This window comes from Mesorhizobium sp. LHD-90, from assembly GCF_030929505.1.
GTDB lineage: Bacteria > Pseudomonadota > Alphaproteobacteria > Rhizobiales > Rhizobiaceae > Kumtagia.
This window is the reverse complement of the sequence record NZ_JAVFVV010000003.1, coordinates 177,796-203,520: the sequence shown is the minus strand read 5'-3', so window position 1 is coordinate 203,520 and position 25,725 is coordinate 177,796. Positions and strand designations below refer to the sequence as shown.

At 63.9% G+C, this 25,725-nt stretch carries 29 protein-coding genes; 8 read left to right on the top strand and 21 right to left on the bottom strand.

Annotated features, from left to right (window positions below; translation table 11 throughout):
- Positions 1 to 4: 4 nt before the first annotated feature.
- The 3 genes from RB623_RS05025 to RB623_RS05015 form a co-directional block, all read right to left on the bottom strand.
- The gene (locus RB623_RS05025; RefSeq protein WP_374121639.1) at positions 5 to 1,141 is read right to left on the bottom strand and encodes an ABC transporter permease; all 1,137 of its coding nucleotides are present in this window, start codon (positions 1,139 to 1,141) and stop codon (positions 5 to 7) included.
- The gene (locus tag RB623_RS05020) at positions 1,138 to 2,016 is read right to left on the bottom strand and encodes an ABC transporter permease (protein ID WP_308055666.1); all 879 of its coding nucleotides are present in this window, start codon (positions 2,014 to 2,016) and stop codon (positions 1,138 to 1,140) included. The genes RB623_RS05025 and RB623_RS05020 overlap by 4 nt, the downstream gene beginning before the upstream one ends.
- A 178-nt stretch (positions 2,017 to 2,194) precedes the next feature.
- Complete coding sequence (locus tag RB623_RS05015; RefSeq protein WP_308055665.1) at positions 2,195 to 2,977, bottom strand: ABC transporter ATP-binding protein; 783 nt, start codon at positions 2,975 to 2,977, stop codon at positions 2,195 to 2,197.
- Positions 2,978 to 3,101: 124 nt separating this feature from the next.
- Here RB623_RS05015 and RB623_RS05010 point away from each other — a divergent pair, with 124 nt between their 5' ends.
- A complete protein-coding gene (locus tag RB623_RS05010) occupies positions 3,102 to 3,518 on the top strand; it encodes a cupin domain-containing protein (RefSeq protein WP_308055664.1) in 417 nt (138 codons plus the stop codon).
- An 8-nt stretch (positions 3,519 to 3,526) separates the two neighbouring features.
- Here the strand turns inward: RB623_RS05010 and RB623_RS05005 are convergent, their stop codons facing one another.
- The 8 genes from RB623_RS05005 to RB623_RS04970 all read right to left on the bottom strand — a co-directional run bounded on the left by RB623_RS05005 (position 3,527) and on the right by RB623_RS04970 (position 8,830).
- Positions 3,527 to 3,868: a type II toxin-antitoxin system PemK/MazF family toxin gene (locus RB623_RS05005; RefSeq protein ID WP_308055663.1), complete on the bottom strand. Its 342-nt coding sequence runs from the start codon at positions 3,866 to 3,868 to the stop codon at positions 3,527 to 3,529.
- On the bottom strand, positions 3,865 to 4,101 hold the full coding sequence (locus RB623_RS05000; RefSeq protein WP_308055662.1) for an antitoxin MazE-like protein: 237 nt from the start codon (positions 4,099 to 4,101) through the stop codon (positions 3,865 to 3,867). The genes RB623_RS05005 and RB623_RS05000 overlap by 4 nt, the downstream gene beginning before the upstream one ends.
- Before the next feature lie 64 nt (positions 4,102 to 4,165).
- Positions 4,166 to 4,552: a hypothetical protein gene (locus tag RB623_RS04995; protein ID WP_308055661.1), complete on the bottom strand. Its 387-nt coding sequence runs from the start codon at positions 4,550 to 4,552 to the stop codon at positions 4,166 to 4,168.
- Between the two features lie 85 nt (positions 4,553 to 4,637).
- Entirely contained in the window at positions 4,638 to 5,402 is a 765-nt protein-coding gene (locus tag RB623_RS04990; RefSeq protein ID WP_308055660.1) for an endo alpha-1,4 polygalactosaminidase, read from the bottom strand.
- 52 nt (positions 5,403 to 5,454) lie between these two features.
- A complete protein-coding gene (locus RB623_RS04985; RefSeq protein WP_308055659.1) occupies positions 5,455 to 5,922 on the bottom strand; it encodes a hypothetical protein in 468 nt (155 codons plus the stop codon).
- Positions 5,923 to 5,947: 25 nt separating this feature from the next.
- Complete coding sequence (locus RB623_RS04980) at positions 5,948 to 7,198, bottom strand: Zn-dependent hydrolase (protein WP_308055658.1); 1,251 nt, start codon at positions 7,196 to 7,198, stop codon at positions 5,948 to 5,950.
- Positions 7,199 to 7,205: 7 nt separating this feature from the next.
- Positions 7,206 to 7,463: a cupin domain-containing protein gene (locus tag RB623_RS04975; RefSeq protein WP_308055840.1), complete on the bottom strand. Its 258-nt coding sequence runs from the start codon at positions 7,461 to 7,463 to the stop codon at positions 7,206 to 7,208.
- A gap of 38 nt (positions 7,464 to 7,501) precedes the next feature.
- A complete protein-coding gene (locus RB623_RS04970; RefSeq protein WP_308055657.1) occupies positions 7,502 to 8,830 on the bottom strand; it encodes an aspartate aminotransferase family protein in 1,329 nt (442 codons plus the stop codon).
- A gap of 238 nt (positions 8,831 to 9,068) precedes the next feature.
- Here RB623_RS04970 and RB623_RS04965 point away from each other — a divergent pair, with 238 nt between their 5' ends.
- The 4 genes from RB623_RS04965 (at position 9,069) to RB623_RS04950 (ending at position 11,107) form a co-directional block, all read left to right on the top strand.
- The gene (locus tag RB623_RS04965) at positions 9,069 to 9,701 is read left to right on the top strand and encodes a TetR family transcriptional regulator C-terminal domain-containing protein (RefSeq protein WP_308055656.1); all 633 of its coding nucleotides are present in this window, start codon (positions 9,069 to 9,071) and stop codon (positions 9,699 to 9,701) included.
- 38 nt (positions 9,702 to 9,739) lie between these two features.
- A complete protein-coding gene (locus RB623_RS04960) occupies positions 9,740 to 10,333 on the top strand; it encodes a sigma-70 family RNA polymerase sigma factor (protein ID WP_308055655.1) in 594 nt (197 codons plus the stop codon).
- Entirely contained in the window at positions 10,330 to 10,707 is a 378-nt protein-coding gene (locus tag RB623_RS04955) for a VOC family protein (RefSeq protein ID WP_308055654.1), read from the top strand. The genes RB623_RS04960 and RB623_RS04955 overlap by 4 nt, the downstream gene beginning before the upstream one ends.
- Before the next feature lie 91 nt (positions 10,708 to 10,798).
- Positions 10,799 to 11,107 carry an EthD family reductase gene (locus RB623_RS04950; protein WP_308055653.1) on the top strand — a complete coding sequence of 103 codons (309 nt, stop codon included), beginning with the start codon at positions 10,799 to 10,801 and terminating at the stop codon, positions 11,105 to 11,107.
- 214 nt (positions 11,108 to 11,321) lie between these two features.
- Here the strand turns inward: RB623_RS04950 and RB623_RS04945 are convergent, their stop codons facing one another.
- Genes RB623_RS04945 through RB623_RS04935 form a run of 3 tightly spaced genes read right to left on the bottom strand, consistent with a single transcriptional unit; the run spans position 11,322 to position 12,741 of the window.
- A complete protein-coding gene (locus RB623_RS04945; protein ID WP_308055652.1) occupies positions 11,322 to 11,690 on the bottom strand; it encodes a DoxX family protein in 369 nt (122 codons plus the stop codon).
- Positions 11,691 to 11,745: 55 nt separating this feature from the next.
- Complete coding sequence (locus RB623_RS04940; RefSeq protein ID WP_308055839.1) at positions 11,746 to 12,207, bottom strand: carboxymuconolactone decarboxylase family protein; 462 nt, start codon at positions 12,205 to 12,207, stop codon at positions 11,746 to 11,748.
- Between the two features lie 36 nt (positions 12,208 to 12,243).
- Positions 12,244 to 12,741, bottom strand: coding sequence for an Rrf2 family transcriptional regulator (locus RB623_RS04935; RefSeq protein WP_308055651.1), 498 nt, complete (start codon positions 12,739 to 12,741; stop codon positions 12,244 to 12,246).
- 248 nt (positions 12,742 to 12,989) lie between these two features.
- Between RB623_RS04935 and RB623_RS04930 the strand changes: the two genes are divergently transcribed.
- On the top strand, positions 12,990 to 13,976 hold the full coding sequence (locus RB623_RS04930) for a TAXI family TRAP transporter solute-binding subunit (protein ID WP_308055650.1): 987 nt from the start codon (positions 12,990 to 12,992) through the stop codon (positions 13,974 to 13,976).
- Positions 13,977 to 14,056: 80 nt separating this feature from the next.
- On the top strand, positions 14,057 to 16,114 hold the full coding sequence (locus RB623_RS04925) for a TRAP transporter permease (RefSeq protein WP_308055649.1): 2,058 nt from the start codon (positions 14,057 to 14,059) through the stop codon (positions 16,112 to 16,114).
- Between the two features lie 69 nt (positions 16,115 to 16,183).
- Here the strand turns inward: RB623_RS04925 and RB623_RS04920 are convergent, their stop codons facing one another.
- The 7 genes from RB623_RS04920 to RB623_RS04890 form a co-directional block, all read right to left on the bottom strand.
- Complete coding sequence (locus tag RB623_RS04920) at positions 16,184 to 16,555, bottom strand: DoxX family membrane protein (protein ID WP_308055648.1); 372 nt, start codon at positions 16,553 to 16,555, stop codon at positions 16,184 to 16,186.
- 162 nt (positions 16,556 to 16,717) lie between these two features.
- Positions 16,718 to 18,031, bottom strand: a complete 1,314-nt coding sequence (preA, locus tag RB623_RS04915; RefSeq protein WP_308055647.1) for an NAD-dependent dihydropyrimidine dehydrogenase subunit PreA — start codon at positions 18,029 to 18,031, stop codon at positions 16,718 to 16,720.
- Between the two features lie 24 nt (positions 18,032 to 18,055).
- A complete protein-coding gene (locus RB623_RS04910) occupies positions 18,056 to 18,541 on the bottom strand; it encodes a hypothetical protein (RefSeq protein ID WP_308055646.1) in 486 nt (161 codons plus the stop codon).
- Between the two features lie 5 nt (positions 18,542 to 18,546).
- A complete protein-coding gene (locus tag RB623_RS04905; protein WP_308055645.1) occupies positions 18,547 to 19,905 on the bottom strand; it encodes an NAD(P)-dependent oxidoreductase in 1,359 nt (452 codons plus the stop codon).
- Between the two features lie 123 nt (positions 19,906 to 20,028).
- The gene (locus tag RB623_RS04900; RefSeq protein ID WP_308055644.1) at positions 20,029 to 20,520 is read right to left on the bottom strand and encodes an anthrone oxygenase family protein; all 492 of its coding nucleotides are present in this window, start codon (positions 20,518 to 20,520) and stop codon (positions 20,029 to 20,031) included.
- Positions 20,521 to 20,598: 78 nt separating this feature from the next.
- On the bottom strand, positions 20,599 to 23,046 hold the full coding sequence (locus RB623_RS04895) for an FAD-dependent oxidoreductase (RefSeq protein WP_308055643.1): 2,448 nt from the start codon (positions 23,044 to 23,046) through the stop codon (positions 20,599 to 20,601).
- A 298-nt stretch (positions 23,047 to 23,344) separates the two neighbouring features.
- A complete protein-coding gene (locus RB623_RS04890) occupies positions 23,345 to 24,883 on the bottom strand; it encodes a trimethylamine methyltransferase family protein (RefSeq protein WP_308055642.1) in 1,539 nt (512 codons plus the stop codon).
- A 217-nt stretch (positions 24,884 to 25,100) separates the two neighbouring features.
- Between RB623_RS04890 and RB623_RS04885 the strand changes: the two genes are divergently transcribed.
- On the top strand, positions 25,101 to 25,688 hold the full coding sequence (locus RB623_RS04885; protein WP_308055641.1) for a hypothetical protein: 588 nt from the start codon (positions 25,101 to 25,103) through the stop codon (positions 25,686 to 25,688).
- Positions 25,689 to 25,725 lie beyond the last annotated feature (37 nt).

Sequence of the window (25,725 nt, the reverse complement as noted above, 5' to 3'; positions counted from 1 at the left end):
AAGTCTATCCACCACGGACAGACGGATGCCAAAACGTGGCGGCCCTCTCGAACAGGGCGACCACGCCATAGAAGACCGAACCCGCGAGCGCCGCAACCGCGATTTCGGCCCACACCATGTCGATGTTCATGCGGCCCACCTCGGTCGAGATGCGGAACCCCATACCGACGACCGGCGTGCCGAAGAATTCGGCGACGATGGCGCCGATGAGGGCCAGCGTCGAGTTGATCTTCAGCGCGTTGAAGATGAAGGGCGCGGCAGCCGGCAGGCGCAGCTTGAACAGCGTCTGCCAGTAGGACGACGCATAGGTGCGCATCAGGTCGCGCTCCATGTGGCCGCTGGCCGCCAGCCCGGCGACGGTGTTCACCAGCATCGGGAAGAAGGTCATGATGACCACCACTGCCGCCTTCGATTCCCAGCCGAAGCCGAACCACATCACCATGATGGGCGCCACGCCGATGATCGGCAGCGCCGACACCATGTTGCCGATCGGCATCAGGCCGCGGCGCAGGAACAGGAAGCGGTCGGCGAGGATCGCGGTGACGAAGCCCGCCGCGCAGCCCATGGCGTAGCCGGCAAGCGCTGCCTTGAAAATGGTCTGCTGCACGTCGGCGGCGAGGATCGGCAGGGAATTCGCAATGCGCGCGCCGACCGCGCTGGGCGGCGGCAAAAGGATGAAGGGGATGCCGGCGCCGCGCGTGATCGCCTCCCAGAAGATCAGCAGCCACAGGCCGAAGATCGCCGGGATGACGAGCCGGAGCAGAATTTGTGCCCAGCGCGCCGCAGGCTGCAGGCCGGAGAGCAGCGCGATGCAGCGCCAGGCGAGCAGCCAGGCTGCCGCCATGAGAAGGTAGAAGGGCGGACGCGCGGCGCCTTCGTTGCCCAACAGCATGGCAAGCAGTATCAGCACGGCACCGTGCGCGCCGACGAACAGCACGCCGGCTGCGGGCTTTGGCGGAAAGCCGTCGGCACCAATTGCCACAAGCAAAAAAAGCAGAACGAACGAGAAAGACCCAATGTCCGACGTCGCCGGTTCAGCGAAGATCGGCCAAAGCAGCACGGCCGCGAGGATAAGCGCCAGGGCGACATAGCTCTGCCATGACTTCGGCGTGACGGTCGACAGCGACAGCAATTCCATCATGCCGGCTGCGCCCCCATCGCGCGCTCGACTATTTTTCCGGCGAGCCCGACCAGCGCCACCAGCAGCGCCGCCACCACCGAGCCGGCGACCAGTGCCGCCCAGATATCGATGGTCTGGCTGTAGTAGGACCCTGCCAGCAGTTTCGAGCCGATGCCGGCGACCGCGCCGGTCGGCAGTTCGCCGACAATGGCGCCGACAAGGCTCGCCGCCACCGCCACCTTCATCGAGGCGAACAGGAACGGCACGGACGCCGGCACCCGCAGCTTCCAGAAGATCTGGTTGGCCGATGCGTTGTAGGTGTGCATCAGGTCGAGATGCATGATTTCGGGCGAGCGGAGCCCCTTCACCATGCCGACGGCGACTGGAAAGAACGACAGGTAGGTGGAAATCAGCGCCTTGGGGATCAGGCCGGTGACGTTCACCGCCGCTAGCACCACGATGATCATCGGCGCGATGGCGAGGATGGGGATCGTCTGCGAGGCGATGATCCACGGCATCAGGCTGCGGTCGAGCGATTTCAGATGCACGATGCCGACGGCGATCGCGATGCCGAGCGCCGTACCGAACAGGAAGCCGACCAGCGTCGACGACAGCGTCACCCACGAATGGTAGACAAGACTGCGGTTGCTGGTGATTTTTCTGAGAAACGTGTTCTCGAAGAAATTGGCCGCGACCTGGTGCGGCGCCGGCAGCGTCGGTTTCGGCTGCGAGAGCGTTGCCTGCACGAACTCCAGCGTGGTGCGCGTGACATTGCCGCGCCGGTCAAGATCGCGCTGGAACGGCGCGTTCATGAATACCGCTGCCACGTACCAGACGGCGACCAGCCCGAGCAGGATGGTGGTGACGGGGATGATCTTGTCGCGGAGAGAATCCATCTAGCTACCCTCGCTGGTTGAGCGAAGGTCAAGCGGCCGGCCCCCCTCTCCCCGTTCACGGGGAGAGGATGCCGGCAGGCAGGTGAGGGGCGGGAGCGCACCTTGGAGAGTTTTGCGCCGCCCCTCATCCCCCTGCCGGGACCTTCTCCCCGTAAACGAAGAGAAGGCGAAGATTGCCTCAATCCTCATAGCTATGCCCCGCCCTCAACCCATCCCTCACGCGGTGGGCGATCTCCAAAAATTGCGGTGTCTCGCGGATGTGGAGCGGGCGCTCGCGCGGCAGGTTCGATTCGATGACGTCGGTGACCCGCCCCGGCCGCGGCGACATCACCACGATGCGGGTGGAAAGATAGACCGCTTCGGGAATGGAGTGGGTGACGAAGCAGATGGTTTTGTCCGTGCGCGCCCACAGTTCTAGAAGCTGCTTGTTCAGATGGTCGCGCACGATCTCGTCCAGCGCGCCGAACGGCTCGTCCATAAGCAAAAGGTCGGCGTCGAAGGCGAGCGCGCGGGCGATCGAAGCGCGCTGCTGCATGCCGCCCGAAAGCTGCCACGGATATTTCTTCTCGAAGCCGGTGAGGTTGACCATATCGAGGGTGCGGCTGACGCGCGCGCGCTGCTCGGACTGGCTCATTCCCATCACCTCAAGCGGCAGCGCCACGTTCTTTTCGATGGTGCGCCACGGAAGCAGCGCCGCCGCCTGGAAGACGTAACCGTAGGCCCTGGCCTCGCGCGCCTGCTCCGGCATCATGCCGTTGACCAGGATGGAACCGGCGGTCGGCTTTTCCAGATCGGCGATGACGCGCAGGAACGTCGTCTTGCCGCATCCGGACGGGCCGATGAAGGAGACGAATTCGCCTTTGCCGATCGTCAGATCGACGTCCGACAGGGCGTTGACCGGACCGTCATTGGTCTGGAAAGTGAGCGACAGGCCGCTGGCGGAAACGACTGCAGTGTTCATGAAATCATCTTGCTGCACCGACGGGCGAAGCTTCAAGAGCGGCGGCCTGTCGCTGATGCCGTATGAACATCAATTTGCGCCCTCGCCGTCATCATTCGCTGGACAGGGTTTCCGGGAGACCAAGATGGAAGACGGATCGAAGCCGACCTGCCGCCTGCTGCGGGCCGAAGGCACCTATGACGGCAAGCAGGGTTTTCGTTATCTCGCCGGCATCGCCAAAGAGACGGTCGGCTCGCAAGGCATCTGCATGCACCTCTTGACCGTACCGCCGGGCGGCCGTGCCAAGGCGCATATGCATGAAAGTCACGAAACCGCCATCTACGTGCTCTCCGGCGAGGTCCACACCTGGTACGGCGACGAATTGGAAAACCTGCTGGTCGCCCGCGCCGGCGATCTTTTCTACATTCCGGCCGGCGTGCCGCACCTGCCGGCCAATCTGTCCAATGAGCCGGCCTCGGCGGTGATCGCCCGGACCGATCCGAACGAGCAGGAAAGCGTGGTGCTCTTGCCGCATCTGGATGCCCTGGTGCCGGCATCCTAACCCGACGGTTAGCCCGGCTTCAGAGGATCAAGATCCAGTATCATCATGAGAGCCCGATCGATCCGGCGCAGGGAATCGCGATCCAGCTTGCCGATATGCTGATGCATCCTGTGCTCAGGTATCGCATAAAGCTTGTCGACCATGATCTTGGAGACCTGCTTCAGGCCGTTTTCGGCGCTTGGCGCAACGTCAACGCGCAAGAGTCTCGCGCCTTCGTCGAAGGTCGTCATAAGCGCGATGATGTAGCTTTCCAGGCGACCTTCCAACCTGTCATTCTGAAGAACAACCGCCGGCCTTGGCTTGCCATAGTCGCCTGGGAGCGAAACGATGACGATGTCCCCGCGCTTCACAAGCCGTTCTCTTCCATTTCTTCGATGAGCCGCATGGTCTCCCGGGCAGCTCCCTCTACCCAAAGATTCACATCGGCGCGTTCTTCGGAAGCGCGGATCAGGTCGCAATCCTTGAAAGCCTGATTCCAGACCTCGTCCGACCAGATATCAGGCACCCACACTTCGACGGGCCGGTACCCCTTGGCGATCAGTTCGGCGCGTTCCTCGTCGGTCAATTCGCGCGGTCGTCCCATGGCGGCCTCCTGTCGTCGGAACCCACAATATCAGCCTTTTCGCCGCCGCTTTCAACGCCGCCGCCTAAGGGCACGGCTCGACATCGCCCCATACCGTGCCGTCCTCGTCGTGGATCACCAGGGCTGCCGAATCCTCGGCTACCCTGGTGATCACCATCATGCGCGGCGCGATCGTCTCCTCGCCCTCGAAGCCGCATATGCCGGAAATGAGGAAGGCGCCGTCCTTGCCCGGCAGCGCCTGCAAGATGTCGCAGCCGGTGCCGTAGCTCTGCACCGAATCCGCCGTCAGCAGCAGCAGTTCGTCGCCGTCGATCGTGCCATCCTTGTGGAACTTGCAGCCGTCCGCATTGCCATAGGCGCCGGCGATCGGCAGCGTTTCGGCGGCGTTTGCCGCGCATGCCGCGAGCATCATCAAGGCGAGAGCGCCTACGCTACCGTGCAATGAGTTCATGAAAGCACCCCCCTCTCCTCCCAGGCTGAGCCGCCAGCCTTTGCGGCCATGCGCCTCGCGGCCAGGCCCGTCCGAACCTTCGCCGTCAATCCGGACAGCTACGCAGCGTCCTTGTCAAATCCCTGTCCTTGGCGATCATCGAAAGGCCAAGCGCCTTTGCCGTTTCGCACGCCGCCGCGAGGTCGAGCGGCCGGTCGAGATATTCGGCATCGAACACCGCCTTGCCCGCGGCAACATAGGGAACCATCTGCTCGCACCATCCGTCCTGGAAGCAGCTTTCGGTGACGGCGAAATCGAGCGATTCGACAAGCTCTTCCGTCAGTTCCGGCAGATTCTTCTGGCCGATGGCCAGATCAAGCTCGTGCGCGGCCATGGCAAGTGCCAACACATAGGCCTCAACATGCCCGGCGCTCACCGGAAAGCCCGAATCGTTCTCGTGCACGTCGATGTTGTCGGGCTCGATGGCGTCGAAGCCGAGTGCCTTGCACACCTCGAACCGCGCCTTCATCAGCGGCAGCAGCACGTCGAGCCGGCGGATGTCGAGAAAGCGCTCGTCCGGCCAGTCGCCGTAAACCTTGCCGACGACTTCTTTCGGAAACCGGCCGCGATCCGGCGATGTTTTCTCCAGAGTGCCGACGCTGACGTAGCAGATGGCTTTCACGCCGCGCGACTTCAACGCCCGCAAGATGTCCGCCTGGACAAGTTCGGGATGAAGGTCGAGCACATCGACTTTGCGCTCAAGGTCGACCGGATCGGTCAACTGCCAGTCCCAGCTTTCACCCGGCGAAAATTTTTCCCACGCAAGCGCGTCGGTCGATACGAGAGCGAGCAACAGGCCGACAACTCTCATGCGGAGTCGTTGATGACTTCCAAGAGGCTCACAAGGCTCACGGTTGCCGCCATCATTCGGCGGCCAGACCGGGATATCGATAGAACAGCAACGCTCGATATATCAGGCCTGCAACCGCTCCACCGACAGCGCCGGCAAAGATCATCGATGGCGGCGCAGCTTGGCTACCGTTTGCGATGGCGCCACTGATTGAAAGTATGGTGAGTGGCATGACACCGACAAGTATTCCGAGGGCCGCGGCATTGGCGCGTGTCGGCGCGACCCTGCCTCTGATGAACCGCGTCAACGGAAAAACTATGAACGCCGCGACGAACGCCACAGGAACCGTGGCTATCACAGCCACCAAAAATCCGAGGAAGCCGCCACCGGCAATAGCCCCAGGAACGGCCAGGGGATAGGCAAATATAGGCGCATCGCTCCGATCGACAGCCATGGCAGCAAACAAGCCCACGGTGCCGGCCCAGAGGCCGGCAAACGTCGCGCCGATCAGCGCACCTATGGAGAAGTAGCCAGCCCTCATTAATCCTCCGGGCGAGAGGGCAAGATTATCCCACAATCCCCGCCGTTTCCACCACGGCGTGGAACAGCACGTCGGCGCCGGCGGCCGCCCATTCCTTGGAAATGTCCTCGGCCTCGTTGTGCGAAAGCCCGTCGACGCATGGGCAAAAGACCATCGCGGTCGGCGCCACGCGGTTGATCCAGCAGGCGTCGTGGCCGGCGCCCGACACGATGTTGCGGTGGCTGTAGCCGAGCCGCTCGGCGGCGTCGCGCACCGCCTTCACGCAGTTCTCGTCGAAGGTCACCGGGTCGAAATGGCCGACCTGCTCGATCTCGTATTTGATGTCGAGCGCCTCGCAGATCAGGTCGATGCCCTCGCGGATGCGCCCGTCCATCGCGTCCAGCACTTCTTTTTCCGGCGAGCGGATGTCGATGGTGAAGACGGTTTTTCCGGCGATGATGTTGCGCGAGCAGGGATAGACTTCCATGTGGCCGATCGCGCCCACCGCGTCCGGCTGGTAGTCCATCGCCACTTCATGCACCAGTTCGGTGACGCGCGCCATGCCGAGCCCGGCGTTGCGGCGTTTCGGCATCGGTGTCGAGCCGGTATGCGACTCCTTGCCGGTCAGCGTCACCTGCAGCCATTTCAGGCCCTGGCCATGGGTAACCACGCCAATATCGATGCCCTCGTCCTCGAGGATCGGCCCCTGCTCGATATGCAGTTCGAAGAAGGCGTGGATCTTGCGGTCGCCGACTTTTTCCTCGCCCTTCCAGCCGATGCGCTCCAGCTCCTCGCCGAATTTTTTACCGTTGCGGTCGGTGTGCTGGTAGATGTCGGCCTGGTCGAGCACGCCGGCGAACACGCCGGACGCCATCATCGCCGGGGCAAAACGCGCGCCCTCCTCGTTCGTCCAGTTGGTCACGACAATCGGATGTTTTGTCCTGATGCCGAGGTCGTTGAGGGTGCGGACAACCTCCAATCCGCCGAGCACGCCGAGCACGCCGTCGAATTTTCCGCCGGTCGGCTGGGTGTCGAGGTGGCTGCCGACATAGACCGGCGGCAGGCTGGGGTCGGAGCCTTCGCGGCGGGCAAACATCGTGCCCATCTCGTCGACGCCCATTTCGAGCCCGGCGGCGTCGCACCAGCGCTTGAACAGGTGCCGACCCTCGCCGTCCTCGTCGGTCAGAGTCTGGCGGTTGTTGCCGCCGGCGATGCCGGGGCCGATCTTCGCCATTTCCATGAGCGAATCCCACAAACGCTCTGGATTGATTCGCAGATTCTCGCCCGGCGCCGCCATGCCACCCTCACCGCTTCAGTTCGATCTCGACAAAACTCATCGGCCGGTCGCCGCCATTGACGACATTGTGCTCCACGCCTTCGTCACGCCGATAGACCGATCCGGCCTCCATGTCGACGCGCCGCGTGGCGCCGCCCGGCTCTTCCAGCAGGAAGCTGCACGGCGTCAGCGTGGTGACCACGTAGTCCATCTCGTGGCGATGCCATCGCGTCTCCGCGCCGGGATCGAAATCCCAGCGCGTGACGCGCACATGATCGTCCTCCATCACTTTCGTGGCGTTCGCCTGCTGCCTTGCCTGGTAGGTCACGCCACTGCCCTTATGGTGTCGCGGACGTGGTCGATCAACTCGTCGATCTGGCCCTTGGTGATGATCAGCGGCGGCGACAGCGCGATGATGTCGCCGGTGATACGCAGCATAGCGCCGTGCTCGAACGCGCGAATAATCGAGTTGAAGCCGCGCTTGCCAGGCTCGCCGGGGATCGGTGACATCTCGACCGCGCCGATCAGGCCGATGTTGCGGATGTCGATGACGTTCGGCTCACCCTTGAGCGAATGCACCGCCTCCTCCCAATAGGGCGCGAGTTCGGCGCCGCGCGTCAGCAGCCCCTCGTCCTTGTAGGTGTCGAGCGTGCCGAGCGCGGCGGCCGACGCGATCGGGTTGCCCGAATAGGTGTAGCCGTGGAAGAACTCGATGATGTGCTCCGGCCCGTTCATGAAGGCGTCGTGGATCGCCTTGGTCACGAACACCGCGCCCATCGGGATCACGCCGTTGGTCAGGCCCTTGGCGGTGATCATGATGTCGGGCGTCACGCCAAAATAGTCGGCTGCGAATGGCGTGCCGAGACGGCCGTAGCCGGTGATGACCTCGTCGAAGATCAACAGGATACCGTGCTTGTCGCAGATTTCGCGCAGCCGCTTCAGATAACCCTTCGGTGGGATGAGAACGCCGGTCGAACCCGCGACCGGCTCGACGATGACGGCCGCGATGGTCGAGGCGTCATGCAGGCCGACGATGCGCTCCAGTTCGTCGGCGAGTTCCACGCCATGCTCGGGCTCGCCCTTGGTGAAGGCGTTCCTGGCGAGATTGTGGGTGTGCGACAGATGGTCGACACCGGTCAACAGCGTGCCGAACATTTTTCGATTGGAGACGATGCCGCCAACCGAGACGCCGCCGAAATTGACGCCGTGATAGCCGCGCTCGCGGCCGATGAGGCGGAAGCGCGAGCCGTTGCCCTTGGCGCGGTGATAGGCGATGGCCGTCTTCAGCGCCGTATCGACCGACTCCGAGCCGGAGTTGGTGTACATGACATGATCAAGCCCCTTCGGAGCGATGTCGACCAGCCGGTTGGCAAGCTCGAAGGCAAGCGGGTGGCCGAACTGGAAAGTCGGCGCGAAGTCGAGATTGGCAGCCTGCTCCTGGATCGCCTCGACGATCTTAGGACGGCAATGGCCGGCATTCACGCACCAGAGGCCGGCGGCGCCGTCCAGGATCTGCCTGCCGTCGATCGCCGTGTAGTGCATGTCCTTGGCGGACACGACCATGCGCGGCTCTTTCTTGAATTGGCGGTTCGGCGTGAACCCCATCCAGAAGGCGGACAAATCGTTCGGCGCGACTTTCAAACGGTTGGACATGACCAAGCCTTTCCCAGAAATTCCCCTAACCAGCTAACGGCCGACGCTTGGTCTTCGCGACGTTTGGTGATACGCAAATTTTGACCGATTGGACAAACGTTAGCACCGCCGGATCGGCGGTCAAGACAATAGTATCGGAAATGACGCGCCGAAATCGCGCTCCACAGCAGGACAGAAACTGGTCCAGACGATTGGGCCAGAGCGCCTGTTTTGCTGGCTGCGAAAGGCGTCGCGCCTGATGGACAGCCCGACGCGCCGGCCCCGCACCCGCATCCAGCAGGAGAAGCGCGAACTCATCCTGGAAGCGGCGCTGGAAGTCTTCTCGGCCAACGGCTTTCGCGGCGCCACCGTCGACCAGATCGCCGACGCCGCCGGCATGTCGAAACCCAATTTGCTCTATTATTTCCGAAGCAAGGAAGACATTCATGTGACGTTGATGCAGCGCCTGCTCGACACCTGGCTGGCGCCGCTGCGCGAGCTTGACGACATCGGCGACCCGATGACCGAGCTCAGGAGCTACATCCGTCGCAAGCTGGAGATGGCCCGCGATTTTCCGCGCGAGAGCCGGCTGTTCGCCAACGAGATCCTGCAGGGCGCACCGCGCGTCATGCCGATGCTGGAAGGCGAGTTGAAGGCGCTGGTCGACGACAAGGTCGAGGTGATCAAGGGTTGGATGCGGGCCGGAAAGATCGCCCGCACCGACCCCTACCATCTGATCTTCTCGATCTGGGCGACCACCCAGCACTATGCCGACTTCGACGTGCAGGTGCGCGCCGTCCTTGGACCGGATCGCGGCGCCGACGGCCGCTTCGAGGACGCGGCGCGGTTCCTGGAGGAACTCTATCTGCACGGGCTGCGGCCGGTCCGATAGCAGCTTGACGGCTCATCGGTCACCCATAAGAATGGCGGATGGCGAGCGACCTTAACGACGATATTGTGATTGCCCTGAGGCGCTTTGCGGCAAAATGTTCGCGCGCCGCCTGCGACGCCGACGATCTCGTTCAGGATGTGCTTCTGGCGGCTGTCGGCAGCGGACGCCGCTGCTCGGGCCCCGGCTTTCTCGCCTGGGCGCGCGGCGCGATCAGTAACCACGCGAAATTCGTGGCGCGCGGCGCGGCGGCGTCGCTCCCGCGCCTGCCCGGCGAGGTCATCGAGACCCTGCCGCCTGCCCAGCGTGTCGTTGCCCGTCTGATCGACGCCGGGATGGGTCGCCGCGAAATCGGCTTCCTGCTCGGGCTGAGCGACGTCGCACTGCGCCAGCGACTGAGCGGGTTGCGTCGTTCGCTAAGGCAGCATGGAACGAGCCCGGACTATGAACGGCTGGAGCGTCTTCAAGGGGACGGTCCCGCCCGTCGCGCCCTGAAATCCGCCATTCCCGGCGTGCCTCGGCGAAGCTTCGCGATCCGCGATCCCGACGGCATCCCGATTTTCTTTTCGGTCCGCGATCACGTTTTGCCCGGCGGCGGCAACTCTATGCGTGATCAACATGGAGAGACCCAATGACCGTCAAGCTCAACGGCGTGACCATCATCTTCAACGTCACCGACCTCGACCGCACGGACAAGTTCTACCGCACCCATCTCGGCCTCGAATTCGATCGTCACGATGAGGATGGGTTCAGCTTCCTCATGACCAAGATCGGCCCGGACATCGATGTGATGGCATTTCCCGGCGACCCCAAGCCGGGCAATACGCCAAATGTCGTCTTCGGTCTGGCGGAAGGAGGGATAGATTCTTTTGTCGAGCGCCTGGCTGCGGCCGGCGTCGAGATCGTGACGCCTGTATCGCCAGCGCCGGACGGCCTTTTTGCCGACTTTCGCGACCCCGACGGGCATACGGTGTCGGTCTACCAGCTTGCGACGCTGCCACGGAATTAGATCGCGGCGATTTCCCCCAAGGTCGCATTGACCTGATGTCAGCCGCCAGACACGATCCTCCCGGCACCAGAAACAGAACCGGGAGGAACCGATGGCAAAACTGATCGCACTCTACAAGACGCCGAAGGACAAGGCCGCCTTCGATCGCTACTACCACGCCACCCATATCCCGCTGGCCAAGAAGATCCCGGGCCTGCGCAAATACGACATCAGCAAGGGCGCGGTGGGCATGCCCTCCGGACCGTCCGATTTTCACCTGGTGGCGACGCTGGAGTTCGACTCCGTAGCCGCAATCCAGAGCGCGCTCGGTTCGCCCGAAGGCCAGGCGACCGCCGGCGACCTCGCCAATTTTGCCGACGGCGGCGTCGACCTGCTGATTTTCGACACGGTCGAGGTTTGACCGTTCGGACGTGCCCAAGCCCCCTCACCCGCCCTCCGCTTCGCTCGGGCGACCTCTCCCCGTTGGGGAGAGGAGACCTGCGCCGCTTGCGCCAACCTATACCGTTACGTTGAAGTGTGGCGAAGGCGTCGAAAACCTCCTCTCCCCAGCGGGGAGAGGTCGCCCGAGCGAAGTGGAGGGCGGGTGAGGGGGCGCTACCCGATGCTCAATTCGCTTACGCCGCCGCGATCAGCAACCCGCCTGCCAGCGCGACATTGCCGATCCAACCGTTGATCTTCGCCGCCCGTTCCGGCCCCTGAACATCCCAGAAATTGTGGAACATCGGGGTCGCCGCGATCAGGAAGACGATCAGCGCCGCGGCGGCACAGGGCACCCACAGACCGGCGGCGAGCAGCACGCCGGCCAGTATCTGCAGCACGATGCCGGCGTAGAGTGCGGGCTTCGCCAGCGGGACACCACGCGCCGCCATCAGGCCGCTCAAGAAGGACACGTTCATGATGTTGCGGATGCCCGCGAACACAAACGCGCCGCCGAGCAGGATGCGGCCGACCGCGATCAGTGCGATTGACAGTTCGGATTCCATAGTCCCTCCAGTTTGCATGGGCGGCCCGAGTTGGTGCCGCCTTTCCCTCGCAAGCTCACGCCGCTTCGACCTGACGGTCGACCGGATGCTGCGAGCGGAAGGCGACGCAGAGCCGGTTCCAGGTGTTGATCACGCCGATCAGCATGGTGAGTTGCACGATCTCCTCGTCGGAAAAATGCGTGGTCAGCGGCGCATAGAACTCGTCGGCCGCCTTGCTTTGTGGCAGCAGCGTCACGGCTTCCGTCCATTCGAAAGCGGCGCGCTCGCGTTCGGAATAAAGCGGGCTTTCCCGCCAGGCGCTGACGAGATGCAGGCGCTGTTCGCTTTCACCGTCATGCCGCGCCTCCTTGACATGCATGTCGACGCAATATGAGCAGCCGTTGATCTGAGAGGCGCGCAGCTTCACCAGATGCAGCAACTTGCGCTCGAAGCCGGATTCGTCCACCGCCTTGTTGAGCGCGCGCATCGCTTCGAGCAGCACCGGCGCCTTGGCAAAGAAATTCATACGGGCCTTCATAGCCATTCCTTTCATCTTGGCTGGGAGGAAGATCGGTCAGCGTGGTATGCGCTGGTTTCGTTCGAGGAAGGCGCAGCCATACGCCACCGCTCGCGGGTCGGCGTCGATCGCGTATTCCTCGATCAGGTCGGACAGTTTTGTCTCGGCGAGCACGGCGCGCCAGGCGCGCTCGGCCTTCAGCATCGCCGTGTTGATGCCGCACGGTTTTTTGTAGGCGGCGGACTCCAGCGCGCCCGGCCCCTTCTGCCGGATTTCCAGGCAGCGGAAGGCCGGCTGCGCCCCCTCCACCGCCAGCACCACGTCGAGCAGGCTGATCCTGTCGGTGCCGCGCGCCAGGCGATAGCCGCCCGCCGGACCCGGCACCGACTCCAGGATTTTTGCGGCAACTAGGTCCTTCAGGTGCTTCAGCAGGTAGCTTCCAGAGACGCCGTGATACTCGGCGAGAGCCGAACCCGGCAGGGTCGCACCCTCGGGCAGGTCAGCCAGCACGATCGCCGAATGGATTGCCGCCTCCACGCCTTCGCTCAGTTTCATGGCCGATCTCCTATCGTGGATATTTTGTATCATGGATATTTTTTATCCGCAATAGGTTGCTACCCAACTGTGGAAAAATGCCGGCCGCCGGCTCTTCCGGAACTTGCCCACACCCCCCGCCCGATTCCCCGAAAACCGCGCGATCCGCTGTTACCGGTGACGGTGCAGATTTGTGGACGTCGATGGCAACAGGTTGACAATCGCCACGCAGCCTTTTCAATCTCGGCGCGAAACAAGGGAGAACGATAATGGCCTATTCAATCAACCGCCGCGGCTTTGTGGCCGGGGCGGCCTGGCTCGCAGCCGCCGCCAGCGCCGGGCGCGCCTTCGCCCAACAGGCTTTTTTTCGGATCGGCACGGGCGGAACGTCCGGCACCTATTATCCGATCGGCGGGCTGATCGCCAACGCCATCTCCGCAACCGGTCCGAATGGCGTGGAAGGTCTGGTCGCCACCGCCGTATCGTCGAACGGCTCGGTGGCGAACATCAACGCCATCCAGAGCGGGGCATCGGAGTCCGGTTTCACTCAATCCGACGTCGCCTTCTGGGCGCATTCGGGAACCGGCCTCTACGAAGGCAAGGGCAAGGTCGAGGACCTGCGCCTGATCGCCACGCTCTATCCCGAAACTCTTCACGTGGTGGCCCGCGCCGATGCCGGCATCAAGTCGATCTCCGACCTCAAGGGCAAGCGCGTCTCCATCGATGAGCCCGGCTCGGGCACGATCGTCGACAGCCGCATCGTGCTCGGCGCTTTCGGCATCACCGAGAAGGACATCAGCCCCGAATATCTGAAGCCCGGCCCATCGGGCGAGAAGATGCGCGACGGTGCGCTCGACGCCTTCTTCTTCGTCGGCGGCTTCCCGGCCGGCGCGATCACCGAACTGTCGGCCTCCACACCGATCACCCTGGTCCCGGTAGAAGGCCCTGAGATCGACAAGCTGCTTGGCGAATACAAGTTCTTCTCGGCCAACACCGTGCCGGCCGAAACCTACAAGGGCGTTCCGGAGACCAAAACGCTGGCGGTCGCCGCGCAGTGGGTCACCAGCGCCAAGCAGCCTGACGACCTCGTCTACAACATCACCAGGTCGCTTTACAGCGACGGCACCCGCAAGGCGCTCGACGCGGGTCATGCCAAGGGCAAGCAGATCACGCTGGAAAACGCGGTAGCGGGCGCAGGCATCCCGTTCCATCCGGGCGCGGAAAAGTTCTACAAGGAGGCGGGCGTCCTGAAATAGGCCGCGCCAGGCGCGACCGATCCCGGGCGGAGAGCCTGCTTTCCGCCCTTTTTTGCATCTGAACCGATGAACGTGGCCCAATGACGGAAAAGAAGACGGAAGACGTTCATCTCGCGCCGATGGAACTCGACGAGGCGAAAGCACGCGAGCTCGAGGAGAAATTCGATTCCGAGATTCGCTTCCGCCCGCTCTCCCGGACGGCGGGGTGGATCGTCGGCGGGCTGCTGATCGTCCTGTCGATCTTCCACTACTACACCGCCGGCTTCGGCCTGTTGCCGGAGATGATCCACCGGGGAATTCATCTTTCCTTCGTGCTTGCCCTCGTCTTCCTGGTCTTTCCCTTCCGCAAGCGCGGCTACGACCAGCCGGCCACGTCGACGCTGCTGCGGCCGCTAGGCATCCCGCTCTTCGACTGGGCGCTTGCCATTGTCGCCGTGGTCGCCGTAGCGCATGTGCCGCTGATCCCGCTTGACGACCTCGCCTTCCGCGTCGGCAACCCCACCACCGCCGACGTCGTGCTCGGCGGCGCGTTGATCCTGCTTCTGATGGAAGCCACCCGCCGCTCGGTAGGGTGGCCCTTGCCGATCATCGCGCTGATCTTCATGGCCTATGCCTTGTACGGGCCGTGGATGCCGAGCATCCTCGTCCATCCCGGCGCCACGGTGGCGCAGCTCGTCGACCATCTCTACCTGACCACCCAGGGCATCTACGGCATCGCCCTCGGCGTCGTCGCCACCTACGTGTTCCATTTCGTGCTGTTCGGCGTCTTCGCCACCCGCATCGGGCTCGGCCAGCTCTTCCTTGATTGCGCCGCTTTCGTCGCCGGGCGTTTCGCCGGCGGGCCGGCAAAAGTGTCGATCTTCGGCTCGGCGCTGTTCGGCATGATCTCCGGCTCGTCGGTCGCCAACACCGTCACGGTCGGCTCGCTCACCATCCCGGCCATGATCCGCCTCGGCTACAAGCGGCATTTCGCGGCCGCGGTGGAGGCCGCCTCCTCCACCGGTGGCCAGATCACGCCGCCGATCATGGGCGCTGCGGCCTTCCTGATGATCGAGTTCCTGGAACTGCCCTACACGACCATCATCCTGGCGGCGATCGTGCCGGCCTTCATGCATTTCTTCGGCGTGCTCATGCAGGTGCATTTCGAGGCCAAGCGCAGCGGCCTGCGCGGCCTGCGCCCCGACGAGATGCCGGACATCGTCGGGGCGCTGAAGCGCGACTGGCCGACGATCATCCCACTGATCGTGCTGATCGGCGTGCTGCTCGCCGGCTACACACCCTATCTCGCCGCCTTCTGGGGCATCACGCTCTGTATTCTGGTCGGCCTGCTCAACCCGCGCCGGCGGCTCACCATCGTCGAGATCGTCGAGAGCCTGCGCGACGGCGCCAAATACGCGCTGGCCGTGGGCGCGGCCGCCGCCACGGTCGGCATCGTCGTTGGCGTGGTGACGCTCACCGGCGTCGGCTTCAAGGTCTCCTACATCGTGACCTCGACCGCGGCGCAACTCGCCGACGTGTTCGGGCCGCTGCTGCCGTGGTTCGCAGCCAACACGCTGACGCTGCTCTTCACCCTGATCATGACCGGGGTCGTCTGCATCCTGATGGGCTGCGGCATCCCGACGACGGCCAACTACATCATCATGGTGACCATCGCCGCCCCGGCGCTCGGTCTGCTCGGCGTCGAACCCATCGTGGCTCACTTCTTCGTCTTCTACTACGGCGTGCTGGCCGACATCACGCCCCCGGTCGCGCTTGCCGCCTACGCTGCGGCGGGCATGGCCGGGGCCGACCCCTTCAAGACCGGCAACACGGCGTTCCGGCTGGGCCTGGGCAAGGTGCTGGTGCCGTTCGTCTTCGTCTTCTCGCCGTCGCTGCTCTTGGTCACCAAGGATTTCACCTGGTCCAACTTTGTCCTCGCCTTCGGCGGCTGCGTCATCGGCATCACCTGCCTGGGCGCGGCGCTCTCGCGCTTCATGCTGGTGCGCACGAAACCCTGGGAGAACGTGCTTCTGCTGGTCGCCGCGTTGCTGCTGATCGCGCCGGAGCTCTATTCGACCCTGCTCGGGCTGGCGCTCATCGTGCCGGTGCTGATCAGGCAGTGGACGGCGTGGCGGACGGAACAGCCCGTGCCGGCGTAGCAATTGCGCGGAAGCCAGATCTTCCCGACGGCGTCAGGACGGCCCAACCGCTCAACAGACGGCAGGCACTCACAGCGCGTCGGCGATCACCATCAGCAGGCCGCCGGCGAGCGTGATGTTGACCAGCGTCAGATAAAGATGCGGGTCGCGCTCCTTGCCCTGGAACATGAAGAGATTGTGGTAAAGCGACGTCGCCACGACGAGGAAGACGATCAGCAGTCCCGCCCCGGTCGCGGCATGCAGATTGAAGATCAGCGACACGCCGCCGACAAGTTGCATCGCGAAACCCACGGCGATCAGCACGGCCGGCAACCGCCAGCCATAGTTGGTGGAAAGCTCCGTACGCTCGCGGAAATGCAGGAAATTCCGGATGCCGGCGATGAGGAAAAAGCCGCCGAAGACGATCCGGCCGATATGCGTCAGAAGTTCTGCAACCGTCATGTCCACCCGCCCGTTTCAGGCGGTGATAGATGATTGCAAGCGCTACCGAAAGTGCAAACGCAACCCGGCGCGAGAACCCGGGGACAGTTTACTTTTATCCCCTGAAAGGCTCAACGATTTGCCGGACACACAAGGGGATAAAGTAAGCTGTCCCCTGCGTTTCTACTCCGCCGCTTGCCGCGCCATCGGGTTGTTCGGATGCGTGGTCCAGTTGGCATAGACCGGCGACACCGGTTTGTTCGTCCGCTGGTCGATGACGCCGGCTGCCAGCGGCTCCATGGTGATGCAGCCTTCGACCGGGCAGACATTGACGCACAGGTTGCAGCCGACGCACTCGTCTTCCATCACCTCGAAGTGGCGGACGCCGTTGACGATCGAGGTAATCGCCTGGTGCGAGGTGTCCTCGCAGGCGATGTGGCAGCGGCCGCATTTGATGCACAAATCCTGGTCGATGCGCGCCTTGGCGACATAATTGAGGTTGAGGAACTGCCAGTCGCTGACATTCGGCGTGGCGCGGCCGATCACATCGTCGAGCGAGCGGTGGCCTTTTTCGTCCATCCAGTTCTTCAGCCCCTCGATCATCTCCTGGACGATCTTGAAGCCATAGGTCATGGCCGCCGTGCACACCTGCACGTTGCCGGCGCCCAGGGCCAGAAACTCCGCCGCGTCGCGCCAGGTGGTGATGCCGCCAATGCCCGAAATGGGAAGACCCCGCGTTTCCGGATCGCGGGCGATCTCGGCCACCATGTTGAGCGCGATCGGCTTCACCGCCGGTCCGCAATAGCCGCCATGCGAACCCTTGCCGTCGATGGTCGGCTCGGGCGCGAAATTGTCGAGATTGACCGAGGTGATCGAGTTGATCGTGTTGATCAGGCTCACCGCGTCGGTGCCGCCGGCATGCGCGGCGCGTGCCGGCTTGCGGATGTCGGTGATGTTGGGCGTCAGCTTGGTGATCACCGGCATGCGCGTATATTGCTTGCACCAGCGCACCACCATCTCGATATATTCCGGCACCTGGCCGACCGCCGAGCCCATGCCGCGCTCGCTCATGCCGTGCGGGCAGCCGAAATTCAGCTCGATGCCGTCCGCCCCGGTTTCTTCCACCAGCGGCAGGATCGCCTTCCACGCATGTTCCTCGCAGGGCACCATGATCGATGCGACCAGCGCCCGGTCGGGCCAGTCCATCTTGACCTGCTTCATCTCCTGCAGGTTGATCTGCAAGGCGCGGTCGGTGATCAGCTCGATGTTGTTCAGGCCGAGCAGGCGGCGGTCGGCGCCCCAGATCGCGCCATAGCGGGGGCCGTTGACGTTGACGACGGGCGGCCCTTCCTCGCCCAGCGTCTTCCACACTACGCCGCCCCACCCCGCCTTGAAGGCGCGGATGACGTTGTAGGCCTTGTCGGTCGGCGGCGCCGAAGCCAGCCAGAAGGGATTTGGCGATTTGATGCCGACGAAGTCGTTGCGGATGTCTGCCATGGGTGCGTTCTCCTAGGCGCTCAATCAGACTTGGTATGCAAAAGACAACAGGCGCTTCGTGACATCGTCGAACAGCATCACTTGCATTGCGCCGATATGCCTGCCCTCGAGTTCAATCCGCCATACAAACATCCGAACGGTGGACGAGTTGACGTTATCGATACATTCGGGACGAGGAGAAGTGCCGGGCCATGCCGAGGCAATCTCTCGTGCCTTCACATAAATCTCGTTCACCTCCGGCCCCAAAACCCATCGTTCGGGGGATGATGGCTCGAACCTCTCCAAGGCAATGCACCTGATTTCGGTGTAGTCGCCATTTGGAGCACGAGGGTCCTTCAGTTCCCAAAGAATCTTGTATTCCTGATTTCGATCCAGTCCACCCCACCCGAACACTTCGGGAAGCACCGGCCCTGGGGAGCGCGGCCACAGGAAAAAGCCAAGCACCACCACGACCACAAACAGACAGATCAATCCGAAGCCACGAAGTATCCAGTCGAACACCCGCAACATCGGCATCAGTCGGCAGAAAGCGCCCGATGAATGCTCTCCGCCGCGTCGCGGCCCGCGGCAACCGCCGACACCGTCAGATCTTCGCGTGCGTCGGCAACGCAGTCGCCGCCGGCCCACACTTTCGCCAGCGAGGTACGGCCCTCAGCGTCGACTTTTATGCGACCGCCCTCCAGCGCAATCACCGCCCCGCTGCCGTTCAGCGCTGCCGGCACAAAAGTCTGGCCGATCGCCTTGAACACCTGGTCGGCGGGCAGCATGAGAAGTTCGCCGGTTCCCGCCAGCCTGTCGCCGGCCAGCGCGGTGTATTCGAGTTCGATACCGACCACCTTGCCGCCCTTGGCGATCACCCGCTTCGGCTGCAGCCAGTGGCGGATAGCGACGCCATTGGCGGCGGCCAGATCCTGCTCGTATTCAGAGGCGTTCATGTGCTCCTGGCCGCGCCGGTAGCAGATGGTTACCTCCTCTGCCCCAAGCAGCTTCGACTGCACCGCCGCGTCGACCGCGGTCATGCCGCCGCCGATGACCACCACCCGCCGCCCGACCGGCAACTCGCTAAGATCGGAGGCCTGCCGCAGTTCGGCGATGAACTCGACCGCGTCGCGCACGCCGTCGGCATCCTCGCCATCGGCGCGCAGCGCATTGACGCCGGCCATGCCCATGCCGAGGAACACGGCGTCGTACTGCGCCGTCAGTTCGGAAAGCTGGATGTCGCGCCCCAGCGCCTTGCCGTTCTCGATCGAAATGCCGCCGATCGCCGTCACGTAGTCGACCTCGGCGCGGGCGAAATCGTCGACGCTCTTGTAGGCGGCGATGCCGTATTCGCTGAGGCCGCCGGCTTTGGGGCGCGCCTCGAAGATGGTCACCGCGTGCCCGTAGCGCGCCAGCCGGTGCGCGGCGGCGAGCCCCGCCGGGCCGGCGCCGACCACGGCGATCCTTTTGCCAGTAGGTGCTGCGCGCTCATAAAACTGCTTGCCCTGGCGCATCGCCGTGTCGGTGGCGTAGCGTTGCAGCCGGCCGATCTGCACCGGCTTGCCCTCCGCCGTCTCGCGCACGCAAACCTCCTCGCACAGCGTCTCGGTCGGGCAGACGCGGGCGCACATGCCGCCCAGAATGTTCTGGTCGAAGATGGTTTTCGCCGAGCCTATCGGATTGCCGGTGGCGATCTGGCGGATGAACAGCGGGATGTCGATCGAGGTCGGGCACGCGTTCATGCACGGCGCGTCGTAGCAGAAGTAGCAGCGGTCAGCCTCGACCAGCGCCTCGTGATGGTCGAGCGGCGGGTGCAGATCGGAGAAATTCTCGGCATATTGCGCCGGCGCCAGGCGCGCCGCGGCGATGCCTTGCTTGAACTGGCCTTCAGCCATCCATGTTCCCCTTGAGCTGGCTTTTCGCTGGCTTTGTTGGGGTCAGGCTAGCACGTTTCGATTTTTTATCAATCGGTCAAATTTTGGGTAGTGACCGGCTCGCGAGCTTGTGGCGACGGCCACTCAAACGAGCACCACCGCCGCCGCAAGCAGGACGAAGCCGAGCGTCGCGAGCGCGGCGCGGGCGACATGCGATCCCTCCCAGCGGTCGCGCAGGCCGCGCCAGTCGGCGTCGGACCGCCCCTGCGCATCCTTCGTACGGAAGAAGCTCTCGCCGGCCTTCGACAGTTTTGTCCGTTGCAGCCAGACCTTGTTCACCGGCTGGGTCGCCAGCCAGAAAACCGCCTGCATTGCCGCAAGCGCCGCCGCCGCGCCAAGCGTCAGCCAGAACGGCGCGCCCGCCGGCATGAAGAAGGCAAGGGCGATCAGCGCGATGACGGCCAGCGGCTCGGCGGTGCCGCCGATGGTGAAGCCGGGATAGTAGATCGGCTGGACAGCCAGATACTCCCCTTCCGTCAGCCGCAGCTTGCCGGGAAGCTCCAGCGCATGGGCCAGCGACAGCGCCATTGCGACGGCGACAAGCAACAGGCTGACGATTTGCAGCAGGTCGAGCATGGACGGATCACCGCCGCCGGGCGGCTCCCTTTCGGACTCAACCCCACGCCGCCACCATGGTTCCGCCCGCGCCGACTTTTACCCGCGTAGCCGCTCCAGATTGGCGTCGAACAGCGGCGCCGGCTGCACATATGCCGCATGGCGTTTGCCCAGCAGTTCGATCTCGAAGCCTTCGCTTGCATCGGCGAGCTGCTTCGGCACATAGCCGAGCGCCACCGATTTTTGGGCGTTGTGCGCATAGCCGCCGGAGGTCACCCAGCCTACGACCGCGCCGCCGTGCCAGATCGCCTCGTCGCCGATCACGTCGGCGTCGACCGCTTCTATGACGAAAGCGCGCAGCCGGTACTTTCCGCCACTCTCGCGCTCGGCAAGCGCCGCCTGCTTGCCGATGAAATCCGCCTCTTTCGAATAAGCGACAAAACGGTCGAGCCCCGCCTCCAGCGGCCCGTAGATCGGCCGGTATTCGCGCGCCCAGGAACCATAATTCTTCTCCAGCCGCAGCGCATTCAGCGCCCTGCCCCCGAACAGGCCGATGCCGAACTCGTGCCCAGCCTCCAGCAATGTCTGGAACACATGCCGCTGGTATTCCGGCGCCATCCAGATCTCGTAGCCAAGATCGCCGGTGTAGCTGACGCGGCCGACGATGCAAGGCGCCATGCCGACGTCCATCCGGCGGATCGCCATGAACGGCAACGCTGCGTTCGACACGTCGTCGCGCGTCACCTTCGCCAGCACGTCGCGCGCCTTCGGCCCGGCGATCGACAGGCCGGTGAGTTTCAGCCCAAGCGCCTCGATGGCAACGGAACCGTCATCCGGCAGATGCTGCTCGAACCAGCGCATATGGTGCTGCTCGGCGATGCCCGAGCCAAGGATCATCCATTCCGCGGAAGAATTGTCGGGCGACGGATCACCAAGCCTCGCCAGCGAAAAATCGCCGATCAGTTTGCCGTCCTGCTTCAGCATCGGCGCCAGCGTCATGCGGCCGGGCTTCGGCAATTTGCAGGCGAGCATCCGGTCGAGCCAGGCTTCTGCGCCCTGCCCCGTCACGCGGTATTTGGCGTAGCTCGAAATCTCGCCCAGCCCGACGCGCTCGCGCACGGTCGCCACCTCCTTCGCCACATGCTCGAAATCGCTCGAGCGCCGCCAGGAAAACTCGTCCTTGACGCCCTGAGGGGCATACCAGAGCGGCACTTCCAGTCCGTAGGCGACGCCGAACTGCGCGCCACGCGCCGCCAGAAGATCGTAGACCGGCGTGGTCTTCAGCGGCCGCCCGGCCGGCAATTCCTCATTGGGGAAGCGGATCGAAAAGCGCCGCGAATAGTTTTCACGCACCTTGGCATTGGTGTAGCGCATCGACGCCCAGTCGCCGTAGCGCGCCACGTCCATCGCAAAAATGTCGAAGCCGGGATCGCCGTGGATCATCCAGTTGGACAGCGCCAGCCCGACGCCGCCACCCTGCGAAAACCCGGCCATCACCCCGCACGCCACCCAGAAACCCGGCAACCCACGCACAGGCCCGACCAGCGGGTTGCCGTCCGGTGCGAAGGTGAACGGCCCGTTGATGATCTGCTTGATGCCGGTGTTCTGGAAGGCAGGGAAATGCCGGAACCCGACCTCCAGCGACGGCGCGATGCGGTCGATGTCAGGTTCCAGCAATTCGTGGCCGAAATTCCACGGCGTGGACAATTCCGACCATGGCTTGTTGGCCTTCTCGTAGGTGCCCATCAGCATGCCGCCGCGTTCCTGGCGCAGGTAAAGCTCGCCATCGAAGTCGACCGCGTGGATCACCTCCTTGCCTGTGTTGCGGTTGACCTCGGCGACTTCCGGCATGTCCTCGGTGATCAGATACATGTGCTCCATGGCGAGCACGGGCAGTTCCAGTCCGACCATGCGGCCGACCTCGCGCGCCCACAGCCCGCCGGCGTTCACCACATGCTCGGCGACGATCTCGCCCTTGTTGGTGATGACGCGCCACTTCCCGTCGGCCAGCCGCTGGATGTCCTCCACCTTGGTGAAGCGCTCGACCTCGGCGCCCAGCTTCCGCGCCGCCTTGGCGTAGGCGTGGGTGACGCCCGACGGGTCGAGATGTCCGTCCTCCGAATTGCGCACCGCGCCGACGAATTGTTTCGGGTCGAGCAGCGGCATCAGCCGGTGCGCTTCCTCAGCCGAAATTTCCTCCAGGTCGAGCCCGAGATAACGCCCCTTTGCGACCACGCCACGCAGCCAGTCCATGCGCGCCTCGGTCGCCGCCAACAACACGCCGCCGGTGATGTGCACGCCGGTCGCCTGGCCCGAGAGTTCCTCGATCTCCTTGTAGAGTTCGATCGTGTATTTCTGCAGTTTGGCGACGTTCGGATCGCCGTTGATCGTGTGCATGCCGCCGGCCGCATGCCAGGTCGAGCCGGACGTCAGCTCGTCGCGCTCCAGCAGCACGACGTCGGTCCAGCCGGCCCATGCCAGATGAAACAGCACCGAGCAGCCGACCACGCCGCCTCCGATGACCACGACCCGTGCATGCGATTTCATGATTTTCGTTCTCGTTCAGGGAGTTGCAGAGGTTTGAGGAATCGTTTTGGCAAGGAGTTGAATCAGCACGCGAGGCAACGCCAAGCTGGAACACCCCTCATCCGACCTCGCTTCGCTCGGCCACCTTCTCCCACAAGGGGAGAAGGTGGAGCCTGACATTTCCGCCTCTGCCAATCGCCAACGTTGGCGACTGATGGCGAGGCAGACGCGAAACTCCTCCTTCTCCCCTTGTGGGAGAAGGAGGCCGAGCGAAGCGAGGTCGGATGAGGGGTGTTGGAAGGAACGCAACACGGCAACCTCAAGGCTCTCCATCCCCGATCTCCTCCCTGCGTTTCGCCACATAGGCCTCCAGTGCCTCGCGCGCGGAAACATCCATCGCCGGCTCGACATATTCCCCCAGCGCCTTCTTCCACACCCGCGTCGCGCGCTGGGTGGCGTCCAGCGCGCCGGCTTCCTGCCAGGCCTCGTAATTCTGCCAGTTCGACACGATCGGCTGGTAAAAGGCGGTGGAATAGCGCTCCAGCGTATGCGCATCGCCGAAGAAATGCCCGCCGGTCGGCACGCGACCAAGCGCGTCCAGCGCCAGTTCGCCGTCGTTGACCTCAATAGGCTTCAGGAACTCGATCATGTGCTGGATCATCTCGACGTCGAGGACGAATTTTTCGAACGACGCGGTCAGCCCGCCCTCCTGCCAGCCGGCCGCGTGGTAGACGAGGTTGCCGTGGCCGAGAACCGCGCCCCACAGCGCCATCATGGTCTCGTAGGCGCCCTGCGCGTCGGCGGCGTTGGAGGCGCTGCCCGGCGTCGTCCGGTACGGCAGGTTGTAACGGCGGGCCAGTTGCCCGGAGGCGATGTTCGCCTTGGTGTTTTCGGGCGTGCCGAAGGCCGGAGCGCCGGAGCGCATATCGACGTTCGAGGTGAACGCGCCATACATCACCGGCGCGCCCGGCCGGACAAGCTGCGTCAGCACGATGCCAAACAGCGCCTCGGCATTCTGCTGCGCCAGCGCGCCGGCCAACGTCACCGGGCTCATCGCGCCCATCAGCGTGAACGGCGTGACGGCAACGGACTGGCCAAACTCGGCCATCGTCATCAGCCCTTCGGCCATCTGCTCGTCGAAGCGGCGCGGCGAGTTCACCGAGATGATGGTGGTCACGCCGGGCTCGCCGGCCAACTGCTCCAGCGTCAGGCCTCGGCTGATCGCCATCATCTCGATGCCGTCGAGCGCCCTGCCCCGTCCGATCGCCGACACGTGGAACGCCTTGTCGGTCAGCGTCAGGTTGGCGAAATACGTGTCGAGGTGGCGCGAATTCGCCGGCAACTCGACCGGCGCGCAGACCTGGTTGCCGAGCATGGTGATGCAGTTGAAATGCTGCGCCAGTCGCACCAGGTCGCAATAATCGCGAAGATTGCCGGCCCGCCGCCCGCGTTCGAGATCATGAACATTCGGCGGCCCGGCGACCAGCGTGAAATTGATCGTGTCGCCGCCGATGTCGACCGCCTTGTCCGGATTGCGGGACGTCAGCCGGTAGCGAGGCCGCGTCGTTTGCAACCTTTCCGCGACCAGCCCGCGATCGAGGCGTACGGTGTGTGTCGTATGGTCGACCGTCGCGCCCGCCTGCTCGAACAGGGAGAGCGCGCGCGAAGTCATCACCTCGATGCCGAAATTTTCGAGGATGTGCATCGAGGCCTCATGGATCGCCTCGATCTGGTCCGCCGACAGCAACTGCATCGGTGGATAGGGATTTCTCACATTGCGGGCGGGAAGCTGCGGGATGGCGGCTCCGGCCCTGGAATGGGCCCGCTCGGCACTGCGTCTGCTGCGAAGTCCTGTCATGGCCGGCATCAAAGACCCAGCCTGCCGCCCCGGCTGTCAGGAAACCGTCATCTACCGGCGCGATTTTAGTCCCGGCGTCACCGGTTTTGCTTGAATAGAAATAATACGACGGAAAGCGTCGGATTACCTACAAGATCATCGGGGCGCCACCGCGCGGACACAAAGGTTAAGTCCGCCCGCAAGACTCCTTTTATGTTTTGCACCTATTGCTCCGACAATGGTTGCGTCGCGTTTTAGTAAAATCGTACCGGTTGCGCTTCTGCTGGCGCTGTCGGCCTGCGCCACGCCGCCCAGCCGCATCAACGACATCTGCGCGGTCTTCGAGCAGCGCGACGGCTGGCTCGACAACTGGCAGCGGTCGGCGAAAGCCACCGAGCGGAAATACGGCATCCCCGTCCACGTGCTGATGGCGACGGTGCGAAAGGAATCTGGCTTCAAGGGCAATGCACGGCCAAAGCGCACAAAACTCCTCGGCTTCATCCCGTGGACGCGCGTGTCCAGCGCCTACGGCTATTCGCAGGCGCTCAACGGCACCTGGTCGCAATACCAGCGCGAGACCGGCAATTTTGCCGCGCGCCGCACCAAGTTCGCCGACGCGGTCGACTTTGTTGGCTGGTATCATTCCAAGACGGTGAGCAACTACGGCGTCGCGCCCGACGACACTTTTCGCCTCTACCTCGCCTATTACCACGGCTGGGGCGGCTTCAAGCGCGGCAACTGGAGCGAGGGCATCCAGAAATACGCGCGCGACACCGACCAGATGGCGCGGCGCTACCAGGCCCAGCTCCGCTCCTGCGGCGGTTGAACCGGCCGCGAAAGCAACGGCTGCCCGTCAATCCCGG

What these genes read in the sequence shown, in the direction of transcription:
- RB623_RS04995 (WP_308055661.1), bottom strand. Translation starts at nt 4,552, where the DNA reads ATGAACTCATTGCACGGTAGCGTAGGCGCTCTCGCCTTGATGATGCTC.
- RB623_RS04985 (WP_308055659.1), bottom strand. Translation starts at nt 5,922, where the DNA reads ATGAGGGCTGGCTACTTCTCCATAGGTGCGCTGATCGGCGCGACGTTT.
- RB623_RS04980 (WP_308055658.1), bottom strand. Translation starts at nt 7,198, where the DNA reads ATGGCGGCGCCGGGCGAGAATCTGCGAATCAATCCAGAGCGTTTGTGG.
- RB623_RS05010 (WP_308055664.1), top strand. Translation starts at nt 3,102, where the DNA reads ATGGAAGACGGATCGAAGCCGACCTGCCGCCTGCTGCGGGCCGAAGGC.
- RB623_RS04950 (WP_308055653.1), top strand. Translation starts at nt 10,799, where the DNA reads ATGGCAAAACTGATCGCACTCTACAAGACGCCGAAGGACAAGGCCGCC.
- RB623_RS04965 (WP_308055656.1), top strand. Translation starts at nt 9,069, where the DNA reads ATGGACAGCCCGACGCGCCGGCCCCGCACCCGCATCCAGCAGGAGAAG.
- RB623_RS04940 (WP_308055839.1), bottom strand. Translation starts at nt 12,207, where the DNA reads ATGAAGGCCCGTATGAATTTCTTTGCCAAGGCGCCGGTGCTGCTCGAA.
- RB623_RS05025 (WP_374121639.1), bottom strand. Translation starts at nt 1,141, where the DNA reads ATGATGGAATTGCTGTCGCTGTCGACCGTCACGCCGAAGTCATGGCAG.
- RB623_RS04900 (WP_308055644.1), bottom strand. Translation starts at nt 20,520, where the DNA reads ATGCTCGACCTGCTGCAAATCGTCAGCCTGTTGCTTGTCGCCGTCGCA.
- RB623_RS05000 (WP_308055662.1), bottom strand. Translation starts at nt 4,101, where the DNA reads ATGGGACGACCGCGCGAATTGACCGACGAGGAACGCGCCGAACTGATC.
- RB623_RS04890 (WP_308055642.1), bottom strand. Translation starts at nt 24,883, where the DNA reads ATGACAGGACTTCGCAGCAGACGCAGTGCCGAGCGGGCCCATTCCAGG.
- RB623_RS04920 (WP_308055648.1), bottom strand. Translation starts at nt 16,555, where the DNA reads ATGACGGTTGCAGAACTTCTGACGCATATCGGCCGGATCGTCTTCGGC.
- RB623_RS04990 (WP_308055660.1), bottom strand. Translation starts at nt 5,402, where the DNA reads ATGAGAGTTGTCGGCCTGTTGCTCGCTCTCGTATCGACCGACGCGCTT.
- RB623_RS04905 (WP_308055645.1), bottom strand. Translation starts at nt 19,905, where the DNA reads ATGGCTGAAGGCCAGTTCAAGCAAGGCATCGCCGCGGCGCGCCTGGCG.
- RB623_RS04910 (WP_308055646.1), bottom strand. Translation starts at nt 18,541, where the DNA reads ATGTTGCGGGTGTTCGACTGGATACTTCGTGGCTTCGGATTGATCTGT.
- RB623_RS04960 (WP_308055655.1), top strand. Translation starts at nt 9,740, where the DNA reads ATGGCGAGCGACCTTAACGACGATATTGTGATTGCCCTGAGGCGCTTT.
- preA (WP_308055647.1), bottom strand. Translation starts at nt 18,031, where the DNA reads ATGGCAGACATCCGCAACGACTTCGTCGGCATCAAATCGCCAAATCCC.
- RB623_RS04955 (WP_308055654.1), top strand. Translation starts at nt 10,330, where the DNA reads ATGACCGTCAAGCTCAACGGCGTGACCATCATCTTCAACGTCACCGAC.
- RB623_RS04930 (WP_308055650.1), top strand. Translation starts at nt 12,990, where the DNA reads ATGGCCTATTCAATCAACCGCCGCGGCTTTGTGGCCGGGGCGGCCTGG.
- RB623_RS04925 (WP_308055649.1), top strand. Translation starts at nt 14,057, where the DNA reads ATGACGGAAAAGAAGACGGAAGACGTTCATCTCGCGCCGATGGAACTC.
- RB623_RS04935 (WP_308055651.1), bottom strand. Translation starts at nt 12,741, where the DNA reads ATGAAACTGAGCGAAGGCGTGGAGGCGGCAATCCATTCGGCGATCGTG.
- RB623_RS04895 (WP_308055643.1), bottom strand. Translation starts at nt 23,046, where the DNA reads ATGAAATCGCATGCACGGGTCGTGGTCATCGGAGGCGGCGTGGTCGGC.
- RB623_RS04975 (WP_308055840.1), bottom strand. Translation starts at nt 7,463, where the DNA reads ATGGAGGACGATCATGTGCGCGTCACGCGCTGGGATTTCGATCCCGGC.
- RB623_RS05015 (WP_308055665.1), bottom strand. Translation starts at nt 2,977, where the DNA reads ATGAACACTGCAGTCGTTTCCGCCAGCGGCCTGTCGCTCACTTTCCAG.
- RB623_RS04885 (WP_308055641.1), top strand. Translation starts at nt 25,101, where the DNA reads ATGGTTGCGTCGCGTTTTAGTAAAATCGTACCGGTTGCGCTTCTGCTG.
- RB623_RS04970 (WP_308055657.1), bottom strand. Translation starts at nt 8,830, where the DNA reads ATGTCCAACCGTTTGAAAGTCGCGCCGAACGATTTGTCCGCCTTCTGG.
- RB623_RS04945 (WP_308055652.1), bottom strand. Translation starts at nt 11,690, where the DNA reads ATGGAATCCGAACTGTCAATCGCACTGATCGCGGTCGGCCGCATCCTG.
- RB623_RS05020 (WP_308055666.1), bottom strand. Translation starts at nt 2,016, where the DNA reads ATGGATTCTCTCCGCGACAAGATCATCCCCGTCACCACCATCCTGCTC.